Raw genomic sequence first — 15622 nt, 5'->3', positions numbered from 1 at the left:
GGATGCGCTCATGTCCCTCCCGCACGCCATCCTCACCGCCCTGCTCGAAAAGCCGTCGTCCGGGCTGGAGCTGACCCGCAGGTTCGACAGGTCCATCGGCTACTTCTGGTCCGCCACGCACCAGCAGATCTACCGCGAGCTGGGCAGGCTGGAGGAGGCCGGTGCGATCCGGGCCCTGCCTCGGCCGGACCAGCCGACGCGGGGACAGAAGAAGGAGTACGAGGTCCTGCCGGCCGGGCGTGACGAACTGGCCGCGTGGGTGGGGAGGGTCGAGGACCCCAAGCCGATCCGTGACGCCCTCCTGCTGCGCCTGCGCGCGGCGGGAGTGGTGGGCACGCAGGGCCTGGAGGCCGAGGCGCGGCGCCATCTGGAGCTCCACCGGGCGCAGTTGGCGGAGTACCGGGCGATCGAGGAGCGCGACTTCGGCGGCGGCAGGGGCAGCGAGGGCGACCGGCTGCGGCACCTCGTCCTGCGGGCGGGGATCGACCTGGAGAACTTCTGGCTCGGCTGGCTCGAGGCGGCGCGGGCTGAACTCGTGGGCATGGGCGCGGGCATGGGCGCAGACATGGCGGCGGATGTGCGGACGGGCCCGGAGCCCGCCCCCTGAGCGGGGGCCGGGCTCCGGGCCCGTACCCTGCGGCGGTGTCAGCCCTTGTTCTGGGACGCCCAGAACTCGTCGAAGGTGAGCTTGCCGTCACCGTCGGAGTCGTGGGAGTTGATCACGGCCTGGGCCACCGTCTCGGTGACGTAGGGGTCACCGAGCTGCGCCATGACGCTCTTGTACTCGACCGCCGAGATCGTCCCGTCCCCGTTGATGTCGTACCGCTCGAAAGCCTTGCGCGCCGACTCGATGTCCGCCACTGGATCCACCCCTTCTGGTGCTGATCAGAACCCGCACAGATTATCGGGCCGGCAGACGGCCCCGGCGGGCACCCGGCCCCAGCCCCAGGCCCACCAGGCCCACCAGGCCCAGCCCCAGGTCCCTTCGCCCGCTGCCACTGCCGCTACCGCTACCGCCGGGCAACGCCCGCGGCGTGCGCGCCTTTCGGCGGGCGGGGCACCGCCCGGTGGGCTCGGAGGCGTTGATGGTGGCCCGCTGAATGGTTCGGCGTAAAACCGTTCCGGCCCGCGGAGAGTTCACTTTCCGCCCCGGAGTGCCGAATTCCGGCCAATACCGGGGCCGCTTTCGTAACTCTCCGCCGTCGGAGGATAACTTCATGGCGTCGTCGCCACACCAGGAGCACAGGGCTCCCCGGGACTAGCGGCGGCCAAGGGCGTTTCCCTCAGTGGCCATGAAAACTGACGCATTCACCGGGGACTCTCCGGGCGATGGTAATCCGGCAGTGCCGTATACGGAATGTCTTTCCTTCCGGCGGAGTGACGCACTGTGCGAAGAGCGTTCCTGGCTGCGCGGCCAGGAGCCGGTGGCACGGGTACACACGTCCACCGGTGACAGTGTCTGGCTGGTGAGCAGTTACCCGTCGGCCAGACAGGTCCTGGAGGACGCGCGGTTCGGCCCCGTCGGCACGGCCGTCCCCCGCGTGCCGCACGGCGGCGCCGCGCTGCGCGGAGCGGTGATGAGGGGACTCAACCCGCGTGCGGACGAAGGGCTGCACGGCTGGCTGCGCGCCACGGCGGACCGGCTCATCGACGACCTGATGGCCTGGGGACCCCCGGTGGATCTCAGGGCGGGATTCGCCGATCCCTTCGCGGCGGCGCTGCACTGCAAGGTGCTCGGGGTGCCGTCCGGCGACTGGCCGCGGCTGATGTCGAGCCTGGACATCGCGTTCATGGCCAGCGCGCACCCCTTCGAGGGCGTGCGGCCCGACTGGTACAAGGACGCCGGTTACATGGCGGAGCGGCTGAACGCCCCCGCGTCCGAACGCTCCGGGCTGCTGGGGCAGTTGGCGGCGCTGCGCGAGGGGCCGGAGTCGGCGCGCCCGGCGGACGGGACGCTCGCCGCCGTCGCCGTCTCGCTGTTCGGCGCGGGCGCGGTCTCCACGTCCGCCTTCCTGGTCATGGCGGTACTCGCGCTGCTCCGGCACCCCGAACTGATCGGCCATCTGCGCGGCCGCCCCGAGCGGACGGGCCGCGCCGTCGACGAGTTGCTGCGCCGGAACCTGCCGGTCGCCGACGGCGTGCGCCGCGTCGCCCTCGCCGACGTACACCTCGGCGACGTGCTCGTCCGCCGGGGCGAGCCGGTGGTCGTCCTCGTCGAGGGCGCCGACTTCGACCCGCGGGCTTTCGAGGCCCCCGGGAGGCCGAACCCCGGCCGCGGGCGCAACCCGTACCTCGCCTTCGGCGGGGGCCGGCACCTGTGCCCGGCGTCCGCGCTGGGGCGCGTCCACGCCGAGACCGCGCTCGCCGCGCTCGTGGACCGGATGCCGGGGCTGGGGCTCGCCGTTCCGGCGGAGCGGCTGGTGTGGCGTACGGGGTTCATGCGGCGCCTGCCGGAGAGGGTGCCGGTGCTCTGGTAGGCACCGGTGCGGGCACCCCGCTGCACGCCGGCCGCCTCAGCGGAAGATGCCGGTGTGGCCCAGCGAGTAGCGTCCCGGCTGCGGGTAGACCGCGAGGCCGTGCGGGCCGCCGCCGACCGGGACGCGGGCGAGCTGCTTGCCGGTCACGGTGTCGATCGCGTACACCTCGGAGTCGTAACGCCCGGACAGCCACAGCACCTTGCCGTCGGCCGAGACCCCGCCCATGTCGGGGCTGCCGCCGTCGGGCAGGTTCCACTTCTTGGTCAGCCTGTTCTTCGTGAAGTCGAAGACGGAGACGGAACCCTCGCCGCGGTTGGAGACGTACATCTCCCTGGAGTCGCGTGAGACGTAGAGACCGTGGCAGCCCTTGCCCGTCGGCAGCAGCTTGGGGGTGGTGAACTCCTTGCCGTCCAGGACCCACATGCCGTGCGCCATCATGTCGGCGATGTAGAACGTCTTGCCGTCGGGCGAGATCTTCACGTCCTGCGGCATCGCGCCCGCGAACGGGAGCTTCTGCTGGCCGACGACCTTCATCTTCTCGGTGTCGACCTTGAGCAGTTCGCCGGAGAACTCGCAGGAGACGACGAAGTACCGGCCGTCGGCGGAGAAGTCCGCGTGGTTGACGCCCGCGCAGGTGACCGGCACGGTCTTGACCCGGTCCATGGTGCGCGGGTCGCGGAAGACCAGTTCGCGGTCCATGGACGCCATGACGACGGCGTACTTGCCGTTGGGCGTGAAGTAGAGGTTGTACGGGTCGTGCACCTCCACCGGCTTGCCCACGGCGCCCGTCGCCGGGTTGATCGGGGTGAGGGTGTGGCCGCGGTTGTTGTTGACCCACAGCGTCTTCATGTCCCAGGACGGGACGACGTGCTGCGGCTGGACACCGACCGGGATCGTCTTGATGACCCTGTACGTCTTGGGGTCGATCACCGACACCGTGTTGGAGTTGGTGTTGGGGACGTAGACCCGGGACGGGAAGTCCTTGACGACCGGTGACAGCTTGTTCGGGCGGTCGGCGGCGTAGACGTCCTTCGGGTCGAGCACCGGCGGCATCCCCGGCAGCCCGGGGGGCGCGGCCTTCTTCGCCTTGACGGGCGGCGCGGCGCCCTTGGTGCCGAGCGCCTCGGTCGCCCCCTCCGGGTCGGGGCCGGCGCAGCCCGCGAGGGCGGCCAGGAGGGCGCCGGCGAGCAGCGCGGTGGTACGTCGAATGATCGTCGTCATCGGGTCAGCAGCTCCGTGGTGGTCACTGCGCACAGCACGCTGCGGCATGTCAGTGTCACGCGCCCTATTTAAGGGGTAATGGGAGCAGAAGGTAATGATTGAGCCAATTCGGGGCCCAGCGGGTCGTCAACCGTGAGGGGCCCTTCACCCCCGCCAGGCAATGATTCACCCACTCTGTCTTATATTTATGCACCCATTACGAGGTGAGTGGCCCAACTCACCTGCGATTCATCCCCCACCTGCGCAACTCATTGGCGTTTGCCCGATTATGGACTTTTGGCACCGTGCTCACCTGTCTGCCATAGTCGGTGCCGCGACCCCCATTGACCCGGGCCAGGTCGTCGTCACCAACCGCCGTGGGTCACACCCCCTCGCTCCACGGCGCTCCACAGAAGCCCCCGAAGCGTCGCGACCCCGACCCGCAGGGGGCTTCCGTGCGTCCGGGAGCGGGTCTCAGCGTTCGGCGCGGTCGGCGGTGCGGTCGCAGACGCGCATCTCGAACCAGGTGTTCTTGCCGCGCGGCAGCAGGTCCACTCCCCACCGGTCGGAGAGCTTGTCGACGAGGAAGAGCCCGCGGCCGCTGGTGTCGAGTTCGTGCACGGGCATCAGGCAGGGCAGACCCCGCGACGGATCGCACACCTCGATCCTGATCCAGCCCCTGCGGCGCAGCATGCGCAGCCCGAAGGTGCGGGCGCCGGTGTGCCGCACGGCGTTGCCCACGAGCTCCGAGACGAGCAGCACCGCGTACTCCGCGGTCTGCGGGGAGAGCCCCCACTGGCGGAACACCACGCAGTGCGTGAGCCGCCGGGCCGTGGCGGCCGACTCCGGACGGGAGGGCAGCCGCACTTCCTCCTCCGTCGGATTCCCGAACAACTCCACTGCCTGGAACGCCTGTTCGTCCTCCACCGCCGGCGTCCACCGTGCGGCGGTCGCACCGCCGCGCGACCGCGGTTGCTCCACATTCTCCAGCCCCGCCATGCCCCCCATCATGACCGCCCGGGAAGCCGCCCGGGGCCGTTCCCGTGGATTCGGCCCACCCGCACCACCCTGTCCGGGGGTGCGGTCCGGCATATGCCGGTGGCAGAAAATGTCTCGCCGCACCCCCTCCGACCTGCGGTGACGTAATGCTCATATCTGATCACCGGGCAATCGGAGCACGGCTGCCTCAAGGCTCCGTCGAGGCCGGGTCAATCCGCCCGGGAGGAGTACGCGCCAACTGGACAGCGGTCAGAGGAACTTGGCCTTTCCGGGCCCCTCCTCGACGAAACTGCGCATACCGCGCTCCCGGTCCTCGGTCGCGAACAGTCCGGCGAACCAGTTCCGTTCGACGGTCAGCCCGGTCTCCAGGTCCGTCTCCAGTCCCGCGTCGACGCACTCCTTCGCCGCGCGCAGCGCCAGCGCGGGCCCCTGGGCGAGCTTCGCCGCCCACGCGTGCGCCTGCTCGTACACCTCGGCCGCCGGCACCACCCGGTCGACCAGGCCGATCGCCAGCGCCTCGTCCGCCCGCACCTGGCGGCCGGTGAAGATCAGGTCCTTGGCCCGGGACGGGCCGACCAGCCGCGCGAGCCGCTGCGTGCCACCCGCGCCCGGGATCAGGCCGAGGAGGATCTCGGGCTGGCCGAGCTTGGCGTTGTCCCCGGCGATACGGAAGTCGGCGCACAGGGCGAGCTCGCAGCCGCCGCCCAGCGCGTAGCCGGTGACCGCGGCGACCACGGGCTTGGGGATGCGGGCGACGGCGGTGAAGGCGTCCTGGAGGCCCTTGGACCGTACGACCATCGCCGCGTGGTCCATCGCCTGCATCTCCTTGATGTCCGCGCCGGCCGCGAACACCTTCTCACCGCCGTAGAGGACCACGGCGCGCACGTCCGCGCGCCGGGCCGCCTCTTCGGCGAGCTCGCGCAGCCGGTCCTGGGTGGCGATGTCCAGCGCGTTCATCGGGGGGCGTGCCAGGCGGATGGTGCCGACGCCCTCGGAGACTTCGAGATTCACAGTCATACGAGCGAGGTTAGCCCCCGTTAACGACAACGGGCCCTGTGCTGTGGACAACAGCACAGGGCCCGCAGGTACGGCGCGGGTTACTTCTTCCACTGGGCCCAGGACATGTTCCAGCCGTTGAGACCGTTGTCCGGCTGGATCTCCTTGTCGTGGGAGTTCTTCACGACGACCACGTCACCGAGGACCGAGTTGTCGAAGAACCAGGCCGCCGGGGTCTGCTTGTCCCATCCGCCCCGCACGTCCCGCAGCCCCACGCACCCGTGGCTGACGTTGGCCGATCCGAAGGTGCCCGCGCCCGCCCAGTAGTTGCCGTGGATGAAGGTGCCCGAGGCCGACAGGCGCATCGCGTGCGGCACGTCCTTGATGTCGTACTCGCCGCCGAAGCCGACGGTGGCGCCGTTCATGCGCGTCACCTGGTACTTCTCGCTGATCACCATCTGGCCGTTGTACGTCGTCGTCGACGGGGCTCCCGCGGTGATCGGGATGGTCCTGAGGACCTTGCCGTCGCGCTTGACCGTCATCGTGTGCGCCGCGGCGTCCACGACGCTGACCTGGCTGCGGCCGACCGTGAACCTCACGGTCTTGGTCTGCTTGCCGTACACCCCGGGCCGGCCCTCGACGCCGTCGAGGTTCAGCTTCAGCGTGACCTTGGTGCCCGCGGCCCAGTACTTCTCGGGACGGAAGTCGAGGCGGTCGTTGCCGAACCAGTGGCCCGCGACCGGCACCGAGGGCTCGGCCGTCACCTTCACGGCCTTCTCGACGTCCTCGGGCGCGGTGATGCCGCGGCTGAAGCGCAGCGAGACCGGCATTCCGACGCCGACCGTCGAGCCGTCCTCGGGCGTGAAGTGGGCGATGAAGGTGTTCTGCGGCACGAGCGTGGTGAAGGTGGTGTCCTTCGCGGACTCGCGGCCCTCGGAGTCCTTGGCGATCGCGTGGACCTTGTACTTGGTCGCGGCGCCGAGGTGGCGGGCCGGCTCCCAGACGGTGCCGTCCTTGCTGACCTTCCCCTCGACCTCGTTGCCCTTGGTGTCCTCGACCGTGACGGACGTCAGCCTGCCCCTGTCCGCGCCGATCTTCAGGGCCCCGCTGGTGGCGACGTTCTCCGCCTCGTCCTTGGGCGTGACCGTCACCACCGCCTGCGACGCCCTGGTGTCATCGGGCTTCGCCGCCCCGCCCTTGCCGCCGCCCTCGCCACCGCCGGAGCCACTGCTTGCGCCGCACGCCGTCACCAGCAGCAGCACGGCGCCCAGCAGCAGGGCCAGCAATCCCCGGCTCCCGCGCCCCCGCCGCGCTCCGGCCGATGTCCCCGATATCTGCTGCCTGTTCAATTCGGTGTTCTCCCCTCGCACGGCCTGGCCCCAGCCACGGCCCGCACCCCCACGCGCAGCGACAGCGCGCACGAGAAAAGGTAATCACACCGGCCCTGTCACGGACTCCCCCCGTATGTCACCGTTCAGTTCCAAGTGCCCGGGGGGCGGTACGGGCCCGTGCAGGTCAGCGGGGGTCAGGGCGGGTCACCGGAGAGCGGACCCGGCCTTCCAGCGGGTCCAGTCCATGTTCCAGCCGCCGAGGCCGTTGTCGGGGGCGACCTTCCGGTCGCGGGAGTTCACCACTTCCACCACGTCCCCGACGAGTGTGCGGTCGAAGAACCAGCCGCCCGGGGTGTCCGGGCTGCCGCCCTTCACGTCCCGCAGCCCGATGCATCCGTGGCTCGTGTTGACCGATCCGAACGTCTCCGGCGGAGCCCAGTAGTTGCCGTGCAGGAAGGTTCCCGAATCCGTCAGCCGCATCGCGTGCGGGACGTCCGGGATGTCGTACTCGCCGCCGAAGCCGACGGTCCTGCCGTCCATCCGCGTCACGTCGTACAGCTCCGTGACGACCATCTTCCCGTTGTACGTCGTGCTCTTGGGCGCCCCGGCGCTGACCGGGACCTTCGCGAGCACCCTGCCGTCGCGCCGTACCACCATGGTGTGCTCCTGCGCGTCCACCGTCGACACCTGGGAGCGGCCGACCGTGAACCCGACGGCCTTGTGCTGGATGCCGAACACGCCGGGCGCCGCCTCGACGTCGCGCAGCCGCAGGTCGACGCCGACGCGGGTGCCGGGCTTCCAGTAGTCGTGCGGCCTGAAGTCGAGGCGCTGGGCGCCGAACCAGTGGCCGGCCACCTCCACCGGCGGCTGCGAGGTCACCTTGATCGCGCGTTCGACGGCGGCCCGGTCGGCGACGGGCCGGTTGAAGGAGAAAGAAACGATCATGCCGGTGCCGACGGTGGACCGGTTCTCCGGCTTGAAGTATCCGATGAAGCGGTGTTCGGGGACGACCGTCGTGAACGAGGTGTGCCGGGCGGAGCGACGGCCGCGGCCGTCGACGGCGACCGCGTCGACCGTGTACTTGGCGGCCAGCCGCAGCGGTCCGCCGTCCGGCCGCCAGCTCCGCCCGTCGGCCGAGATCCGTCCCGTGACCTCCTGCTGGTCGGCGTCCTCGACCCGTACGACCTCGACCCGCTCCAGCCGCCCGTCGGCGACACTCACTTCGATGCGGTCGTCGGCCCTGATGTCCTTCGCTCCGTTCCCGGGAACGATCCGGATGGCGTCCTGGGGCGAACGCGGCTTTCCGCCGAACACCGGTTCGCCGCCGGCCGTGCAGCCCGCGAGCCCGGCGATCAGCCCTGCCCCTGTCAGTACGGCGGCCAGGGCCGCCCGTGCGCGTCTCACTGCGTCTCTCACGTCCGACCCAACGATCTCCCCCCTGCGGGGGAAACGTGAGTACGACCGCTGTTGCGGGCAGAACAGGTGGGAGGACCACGCGGAGCGGCCGCGGCCGGGACGCCGCGGGGTCTCATGGATCCGCCGGTCCCAACGAGCCGCGGGAGGCTTACAGGTGTCCAGCGCAGCCGAGCAGGAGGCAGTACAGGAGGCGGTGCGGGAGCCGGGGGACGACGGCCGGCCCGCCCCCGCCCCGGCCGTGGTCAACGGGCGGCGCCCCGGCCGGGGCGCGGGCGGGCCACCCGTGTGGCCGGGCGCGCCGACCCCCCTGGGGGCGCGTTTTCGCGTCGGCCCCGACGGGGTCGCCGGCACCAACTTCGCGCTGTGGGCGGGCGGGGCCGAAGCCGTCGAGGTGTGCCTCTTCGACGAGGACGGCACCGAGACGCGGTGCCCGCTGACCGAGCTGACGCACGAGATCTGGCACGGCTTCCTGCCGGGCGTCCGCGCGGGGCGGCGCTACGGCTTCCGCGTGCACGGCCGCTGGGACCCGTGGACCGGCGCCCGCTGGAACCACGCGAAGCTGCTCCTCGACCCGTACGCGCGGGCCGTCGACGCGCCGCCCGGGAAGGAGTACAGCACGCTGCCCGGCGAGGTGTACGGGCACGTCAGGGACTGGCCGCAGCAGCACGTCGCGGACACCGTGCGCGACGACCGGGACTCGGCGCCGTACGTCCCCAAGGGCGTGGTCGTCCACGACGACGCGCCCGACGACGACTGGACGGACGACCGGCGGCCCAAGACGCCGTGGGCGGACTCGGTCATCTACGAGCTGCACGTGCGCGGCTTCACCAAACTGCACCCGGACATTCCCGAGGAGCTGCGCGGTACGTACGCCGGGCTCGCGCACCCGGCGGCGGTCGAGCACCTCCAGCGGCTGGGCGTGACGGCGGTGGAACTGCTGCCGGTGCACCAGTTCGCCCACGAGGACCACCTGCTGCGGCGGGGCCTGCACAACTACTGGGGCTACAACTCCATCGGGTACTTCGCGCCGCACGCCGCCTACGCGGCGACGGGGACGGCCGGGCAGCAGGTCGGCGAGTTCAAGGCGATGGTGCGGGCGCTGCACGCCGCCGGTATCGAGGTGATCCTCGACGTGGTCTACAACCACACGGCGGAGGCGGGCGAGCTGGGGCCGACGCTGTCGCTGCGCGGCATCGACAACCGCGGCTACTACCGCCTCCAGAACGACCCCAGGCGCTACGCCGACTACACGGGCTGCGGGAACACCCTGCACGTCGTGCAGCCGAACGTCCTGCGGCTGATCACGGACTCGCTCAGGTACTGGGTCACCGAGATGGGCGTGGACGGCTTCCGCTTCGACCTCGCGGCGGCGCTGGCGCGCTCGATGCACGACGTCGACATGCTGTCGCCGTTCCTCGCGGTGATCGCGCAGGACCCGGTGCTGCGGCGCGTGAAGCTGATCGCCGAGCCGTGGGACGTGGGCAGCGGCGGTTATCAGGTGGGTGCCTTCCCCCCGCTCTGGACCGAGTGGAACGACCGCTACCGGGACGCCGTGCGGGACTTCTGGCGGGGCGCGCTGCCGGATGTGCGGGACCTGGGGTACCGGCTGTCGGGATCGAGCGACCTGTACGCGTGGGGCGGCCGGCGCCCGTACGCCTCGGTCAACTTCGTCACCGCGCACGACGGCTTCACGCTGCGGGACCTCGTGTCGTACCACCAGAAGCAGAACGCGGCGAACGGCGAGGGCAACCGGGACGGGACGAACGACAACCGTTCGTGGAACTGCGGCGCCGAGGGCGAGACGGACGACGCCGGGGTGAACGAGCTGCGCAGGCGGCAGCTGCGCAACCTGGTGACGACGCTGCTGCTGTCGACGGGGGTGCCGATGCTCGTCGCGGGCGACGAGATGGGGCGCACACAGGGCGGCAACAACAACGCGTACTGCCAGGACAACGAGGTCAGCTGGATCGACTGGTCGCTCCTGGAGGACCCCGGCTGGCGGGAGCTCTTCGAGCTGACGTCCCGCCTGCTGAGGCTGCGCCACGCGCATCCGGTGCTGCGCCGCCGCGCCTTCTTCTCGGGCCGGGCCCAGGCGGCGGACGGGCTGCGCGACCTGGCGTGGTTCACCCCGCGCGGCGAGGAGATGACGGAGCGGGACTGGTACGCCCCGGCGTCGACCCTGGGGATGTACCTGTCGGGCCGCGACATCCCGGGCCGTGACGCGCGCGGGGCGAAAATCACGGACGACAGCTTTCTCGCCATTCTGCACACGGGGGACCGCCCGGCGGACTTCCTGCTGCCCGGGCCGCCGTGGGCACGCACGTACGAACTGGTCGTCGACACGTCACGGGAGAGCCAGGAGAGCCCTCCGGGGACGGTCCACGCGGGCGGCGGGGTGATCACCGCGGCGGCCAGATCGGTGCTCTTGCTGAAGGCGCGTACGGCGTAAAACCAGTGAGCGGTGTCAGTGGCGAACCGTACGCTCGATCCTGATGACCGGAACCGACGCGCCCGCCAAGGACCGATCGGCCGTACGTTCGCTGCTGCGCCTGTGGCCCTACGTACGGCCGGTGCGCGCGCGCCTGGCCGGCGCGGCCCTCGTCGCGGTGCTCGCCTCCTGCCTCGGCCTGGTCATCCCGCTCGTCCTGAAGTGGATCGTGGACGGTCCGGTCGCGCACCGGGACCCGGGCGGGGTGTGGCTCGGGGCGCTGTACCTGCTGCTGCTCGGGCTCACGGAGGCGGCGCTCTTCGGGCTGCGGCGGTGGCTGGTGGCGCGGCCGCTGGCCGGGGTGGAGGCGGCGATGCGGGGCGATCTGTACCGGCATCTGCAACGGCTTCCGGTGGCCTTCCACGACCGGTGGCCGTCGGGGCAGTTGCTGTCGCGCGGGACCACGGACCTGATGCTGCTGCGGATGTTCCTGGCGTTTCCGCTGACGTTCCTGCTGGTCAACGGGGTGACGATCCTGGTGGGGGTCGTCATTTTGCTGCTCCAGCAGTGGTCGCTGGGGCTGGTGCTGCTGGCGCCCGTGATCCCGCTGGTGGTGCTGTGCTCGGTCTTCGAGTCGAAGTACTCGCTGGTCGCGCGGCGTTCGCAGGACCAGGTCGGTGACCTGACGACCGTCGTCGAGGAGAGCGTGCTCGGCATCCGCGTCATCAAGGGGTTCGGGCACAACCGCAGCCAGGCCCACGCCTTCCGGGAGCTGTCACTGACGCTCCGGGGCACCGAGCTGGCCAAGGCCCGGCTGCTCGCGGGGATCTGGGCGACGATCACCGCCCTGCCGGAACTGGCCGTCGGGGCCGCGCTGGTGCTCGGGACGGTGCAGGTCGCCGACGGCGCGCTCTCGGCGGGCACGCTGGTGGCGTTCCTGTCCACGGCGCTGGCGCTGCGCTGGCCGGTGGAGTCGATCGGCTTCCTGCTCGCGATCAGCCAGGACGCGGCGACGGCGACCGAACGGTACTTCGAGGTGATGGACGCGCCGGAGGAGGCGGAGGGGGACGGGCCCTCCTCCGGCGCGGGGCCGGTCGCGGGGCCGGTGGCTGTCGAGCGCGGGATCGTCTTCGAGGGGGTCGAGTTCCGGTATCCCGACGCGCACGAAGGGGCGCCGCCCGTCCTCGCGCACATCGATCTGCACGTACGGCCGGGCGAGACCATGGCCCTCGTCGGAGCCACCGGCAGCGGCAAGACCACGCTCACCATGCTCGTACCGCGGCTGCACGAGGTGACGGGCGGACGGATCACGCTCGACGGGGCGGACATCACGGCCATGGAGCGCGAGCGGCTGCGGGAGCTGGTGTCCGTCGCCTTCGAGGAGCCCACGCTGTTCTCGGCGAGCGTCGGGGAGAACGTACTGATGGGGGCGGGGAGGGGCGCGGGCGAGGCCGATCTGGCGCGCGCGCTGGACACCGCCCAGGCCGGCTTCGCGCACCGGCTGCCCCAGGGCACGGCCACGCAGGTCGGCGAGCAGGGCCTGAGCCTGTCCGGCGGGCAGCGGCAGCGGCTCGCGCTGGCCAGGGCGGTGGTGGGCAGACCGCGTTTCCTCGTACTCGACGATCCGCTGTCGGCGCTCGACGTGCATACGGAAGCCCTGGTGGAGGCGGCGCTGCGGCGCGTGCTGGAGGACACCACCGCGCTCGTCGTCGCGCACCGGCCGTCGACCGTGCTGCTCGCCGACCGGGTGGCGCTGCTGTCCGGCGGCCGCATCGCGGCCGTCGGCACCCACCACGAACTGCTGCGCACCAGCGACGAGTACGCCTGGCTGATGTCCGGAGCCGGAGCCGGCGTCGGCGCCGACGGGAAGAAGGACGACGGGGAGGGCGCATGACGACCACCGCGGACAACCGTTCCGCCGCCGGCTCCGGGCCGGAGCCCGAGCCCGAGCCGGACCCAGGCCCAGGCACCGGCACCGGCACGCAGGGCGGCAGCGCGCGGGGCGGCGACCCCTTCGACCGCGACGCGCTGCCCGCGCCCCGGGGCGCGACGCTCGCGCTGCTGCGCTCGCTGCTGCGGCCCCGGCGCGCCAGGGTCGCCGTCGCCGCGCTGATCCTGCTGCTCCAGCTGGCGGCGGTGCAGGCGGGACCGCTGCTCGTCGCGTACGCCATCGACCGCGGCGTACCGGCCCTGCGGCGCGAGGACTTCGGGCCACTGGCCTCCGTCGCGGCCGGCTACCTGCTGTGCTCGGTGGGCGCGGGCGCCCTGCAGTACGCCTTCGTCCTGGTCTCCGCCCGTGTCAACCAGGACGTGCTCCTCGATCTGCGCGGCAGGATCTTCCGGCACGCGCAGGCACTGAGCGTCGACTTCCACGAGCGGTACACGTCGGGGCGGCTGATCTCCCGGTCGACGACCGACGTGGAGTCGCTGCGGCAGCTGCTCGGCGAAGGTCTCCAGGAGCTGATCGGCGTGGTCCTCTCCTCGGTCTTCATCTGCGCGCTGCTGCTCTGGCTCGACGTGGGGATCGGCGCGCTCGCGGTGGGGTCGTTCGTACCGCTGTACCTGCTCGTCCGGCGCTACCGCAGGCGCGTCTCCGTCGTCTTCGGCAAGCGGTCGACGGCGATCGCCGCCGTCATCGTGAAGTTCGCGGAGACGATGAACGGGATCCGGCCGGTGCGGGCGTTCCGGCGTGAGCGGACGAACGAGGCGCAGTTCCGCGTGCTCAACCACCGCCACGAGCGGACGAACGGCGACGGCCTGCTGGAGATGGCCCAGTACGTCGTCGGCTCGCGGCTGGTCGCCAACACGGCGGTCGCCTCGATGGTGCTGTGGGGCGCCCACCAGGTCGCAGGCGGCGGCCTGGAGCTCGGCGTCCTCGCCGCCTCCGTGCTCTACCTGCGGCGGCTGTACGACCCGATCGACCGGCTCGGGATGTTCCTGAACTCCTACCAGTCCGCGGCCGCCTCCCTGGAGAAGATCGCGGGCCTGCTCGCCCAGGACCCGGCCGTCCCCGAGCCCGCCGAGCCGCGGAAGCTGCCCGCGCCCGCCGGTGGCGGGCCGGGCCGCGAGGTCGTCTTCGACGGCGTCAGCTTCGCCTACCGCACCGGCGGCGAGGTCCTTCCGCGCTTCAGCCTGACCCTGGCGGCCGGCCGGACGGTCGCCGTCGTCGGCTCGACGGGCGCGGGCAAGTCGACGCTCGCCAAGCTGCTGGCGCGCTTCTACGACCCGACCGAGGGCCGCATCCTGCTCGACGGCACCGATCTGCGCGATCTCGCCGTGCCGGAGCTGCGGCGCGGGGTGGTGATGGTGACCCAGGAGGCTTTCCTGTTCTCCGGCACGGTCGCCGGGAACATCGCCGTCGGCCGCCCCGACGCCACCCGCGAGGACATCGAGCGGGCCGCGAAGGCGATCGGCGCGCACGACTTCATCAGCGGCCTTCCGCAGGGGTACGACACCGACGTACGCAAGCGGGGCGGCCGGATCTCGGCAGGGCAGCGGCAGCTGGTGGCCTTCGCCCGCGCGCTGCTCGCCGACCCCGCGGTGCTGATCCTCGACGAGGCGACGTCGTCCCTGGACATCCCGGGCGAGCGGGCGGTGCAGCGCGCGATGAACACGGTGCTGCGCGGGCGTACGGCCGTGGTGATCGCGCACCGGCTGTCGACGGTGGAGGTCGCCGACCGGGTACTGGTCATGGAGCAGGGCCGCATCGTCGAGGACGGCTCCCCCGCCGGACTCATCGGCGCTGCGGGACGCTTCGCGGACCTGCACCGGGCCTGGCGCGACAGCCTGGCCTGACCCGGTGCAAAGGAGTTCTTCAATGGCCGTCGGGGGCCGAGGAAGAGTCGCCCTGGCCCATCACGCGGTAACCCGACCCGCCGTCGCGCCCGCGATCCTCTTCCTCGCCGTTGAGCGTCACGCTGCCGTACTTCCCGTCGGCCACCCACTCCACCTTCACGGTGAACCGGACGTCCTTGCCGCCCGGGCTGAGCCGGAGGTTCAACTGCTCGGGATCGTCGGCGGTGACGGTGAAGGGAAGGTCCGCGCTCTGGCGGCCGTCGGCCTCGTCGACAGCCGGTACGACGGGTGTCGGGGTGCGGGTGAGATCGACATCGAAGGCACGGCCCTTGAGGACGACCGGGCAGCCCTTCGGCTCGGCCACCGCCCCGCCCTCCGGCGGCGATCCGCTGGACACGACGCTGACCTCGACACCGATGACCATGACGGCCTCGTCCGTCTTGGCCTGCAGCGTGACGGGAAGGCTCGCCGGCTTGCCCGGTGCGGCGACGGGAACACCTCGCTTGCACGCTGCAGCGGGGTCCGTGGCCGCCTTCGGGTCGAGATACAGGTGGTCTCCTCCGACGGCCCGGGAGGCGAACGCCGTGACTCCGGGCGGGCCGCTGAGCGCACTCCAGGCCCACGCCCACAGCCCCTGCACGGCCCAGAAGCCGACAGCCCCGATGAGCGGCAGCAAGACCAGCGTCACCCAGTGCGTACGGTCCCGCAGCGGGGGCGGCGACGGGTGCGGCAGCCTCCGGCCCTCCGCCGCCGGCTGCCGCGGGGCAGACGACCCGTCCTGAACAGCCTCGCGTGAAGTGCGCTCCTGCGCACCGCTCTCGCGCGACGTGTGCTCGTCCGCCGGCACAGCCACCCCCGATTCCAGAACGGCGCCGGACGGCCCGCGGCCATGGGCCGACGGCACGCCATCACCCGTTCGCCGTACGCCAGTTGTTCCCGGGACGCCGCCGGCCCCGATCACGGACCCAGTCCATCATGCC

Annotated in this window: 12 protein-coding genes; 5 read left to right on the top strand and 7 right to left on the bottom strand. The window is 71.7% G+C overall.

What is annotated here, in order from left to right; genetic code table 11:
* Positions 1-10 precede the first annotated feature (10 nt).
* Positions 11-607 (top strand): PadR family transcriptional regulator, encoded by a 597-nt coding sequence (locus ACWDZ4_RS08860; protein ID WP_451507729.1) that lies wholly within the window; start codon positions 11-13, stop codon positions 605-607.
* A gap of 38 nt (positions 608-645) precedes the next feature.
* Here the strand turns inward: ACWDZ4_RS08860 and ACWDZ4_RS08855 are convergent, their stop codons facing one another.
* Positions 646-861 carry an EF-hand domain-containing protein gene (locus ACWDZ4_RS08855; protein WP_093798949.1) on the bottom strand — a complete coding sequence of 72 codons (216 nt, stop codon included), beginning with the start codon at positions 859-861 and terminating at the stop codon, positions 646-648.
* 563 nt (positions 862-1424) lie between these two features.
* Here ACWDZ4_RS08855 and ACWDZ4_RS08850 point away from each other — a divergent pair.
* Entirely contained in the window at positions 1425-2477 is a 1053-nt protein-coding gene (locus ACWDZ4_RS08850; RefSeq protein WP_451507728.1) for a cytochrome P450, read from the top strand.
* Between the two features lie 36 nt (positions 2478-2513).
* Here the strand turns inward: ACWDZ4_RS08850 and ACWDZ4_RS08845 are convergent, their stop codons facing one another.
* From ACWDZ4_RS08845 to ACWDZ4_RS08825, 5 genes are all read right to left on the bottom strand, one after another.
* On the bottom strand, positions 2514-3698 hold the full coding sequence (locus ACWDZ4_RS08845; RefSeq protein WP_451507727.1) for a YncE family protein: 1185 nt from the start codon (positions 3696-3698) through the stop codon (positions 2514-2516).
* Between the two features lie 453 nt (positions 3699-4151).
* Positions 4152-4688 (bottom strand): ATP-binding protein, encoded by a 537-nt coding sequence (locus ACWDZ4_RS08840; RefSeq protein ID WP_451507726.1) that lies wholly within the window; start codon positions 4686-4688, stop codon positions 4152-4154.
* Positions 4689-4925: 237 nt separating this feature from the next.
* Entirely contained in the window at positions 4926-5693 is a 768-nt protein-coding gene (locus tag ACWDZ4_RS08835) for an enoyl-CoA hydratase/isomerase family protein (RefSeq protein WP_451507725.1), read from the bottom strand.
* 80 nt (positions 5694-5773) lie between these two features.
* Positions 5774-7021, bottom strand: coding sequence for a L,D-transpeptidase (locus ACWDZ4_RS08830; RefSeq protein ID WP_451507724.1), 1248 nt, complete (start codon positions 7019-7021; stop codon positions 5774-5776).
* A 186-nt stretch (positions 7022-7207) separates the two neighbouring features.
* Positions 7208-8419, bottom strand: a complete 1212-nt coding sequence (locus ACWDZ4_RS08825) for a L,D-transpeptidase (protein ID WP_451507723.1) — start codon at positions 8417-8419, stop codon at positions 7208-7210.
* Between the two features lie 154 nt (positions 8420-8573).
* Between ACWDZ4_RS08825 and glgX the strand changes: the two genes are divergently transcribed.
* From glgX to ACWDZ4_RS08810, 3 genes are read left to right on the top strand one after another with little or no spacing between them, the layout of a single operon-like run.
* Entirely contained in the window at positions 8574-10868 is a 2295-nt protein-coding gene (glgX, locus tag ACWDZ4_RS08820) for a glycogen debranching protein GlgX (protein WP_451507722.1), read from the top strand.
* 43 nt (positions 10869-10911) lie between these two features.
* Positions 10912-12741: an ABC transporter ATP-binding protein gene (locus ACWDZ4_RS08815; protein WP_451507721.1), complete on the top strand. Its 1830-nt coding sequence runs from the start codon at positions 10912-10914 to the stop codon at positions 12739-12741.
* Positions 12738-14642: an ABC transporter ATP-binding protein gene (locus ACWDZ4_RS08810; RefSeq protein WP_451507720.1), complete on the top strand. Its 1905-nt coding sequence runs from the start codon at positions 12738-12740 to the stop codon at positions 14640-14642. Before ACWDZ4_RS08815 ends, ACWDZ4_RS08810 begins: the two co-directional genes overlap by 4 nt.
* A 19-nt stretch (positions 14643-14661) precedes the next feature.
* Here ACWDZ4_RS08810 and ACWDZ4_RS08805 read toward each other — a convergent pair whose 3' ends face one another.
* Positions 14662-15495 (bottom strand): hypothetical protein, encoded by an 834-nt coding sequence (locus tag ACWDZ4_RS08805; RefSeq protein WP_451507719.1) that lies wholly within the window; start codon positions 15493-15495, stop codon positions 14662-14664.
* Positions 15496-15622: the final 127 nt, after the last annotated feature.

This window comes from Streptomyces sp. NPDC003016 (assembly GCF_053591455.1).
The sequence above is the reverse complement of the archived record's forward strand: the minus strand, read 5'-3'. Positions and strand labels throughout refer to the sequence as shown.

Bases quoted from the DNA above. Each gene is read 5' to 3' on its own strand.
- ACWDZ4_RS08860 (WP_451507729.1), top strand. From the start codon at position 11: ATGTCCCTCCCGCACGCCATCCTCACCGCCCTGCTCGAAAAGCCGTCG.
- ACWDZ4_RS08845 (WP_451507727.1), bottom strand. From the start codon at position 3,698: ATGACGACGATCATTCGACGTACCACCGCGCTGCTCGCCGGCGCCCTC.
- ACWDZ4_RS08840 (WP_451507726.1), bottom strand. From the start codon at position 4,688: ATGATGGGGGGCATGGCGGGGCTGGAGAATGTGGAGCAACCGCGGTCG.
- ACWDZ4_RS08835 (WP_451507725.1), bottom strand. From the start codon at position 5,693: ATGACTGTGAATCTCGAAGTCTCCGAGGGCGTCGGCACCATCCGCCTG.
- ACWDZ4_RS08815 (WP_451507721.1), top strand. From the start codon at position 10,912: ATGACCGGAACCGACGCGCCCGCCAAGGACCGATCGGCCGTACGTTCG.
- ACWDZ4_RS08810 (WP_451507720.1), top strand. From the start codon at position 12,738: ATGACGACCACCGCGGACAACCGTTCCGCCGCCGGCTCCGGGCCGGAG.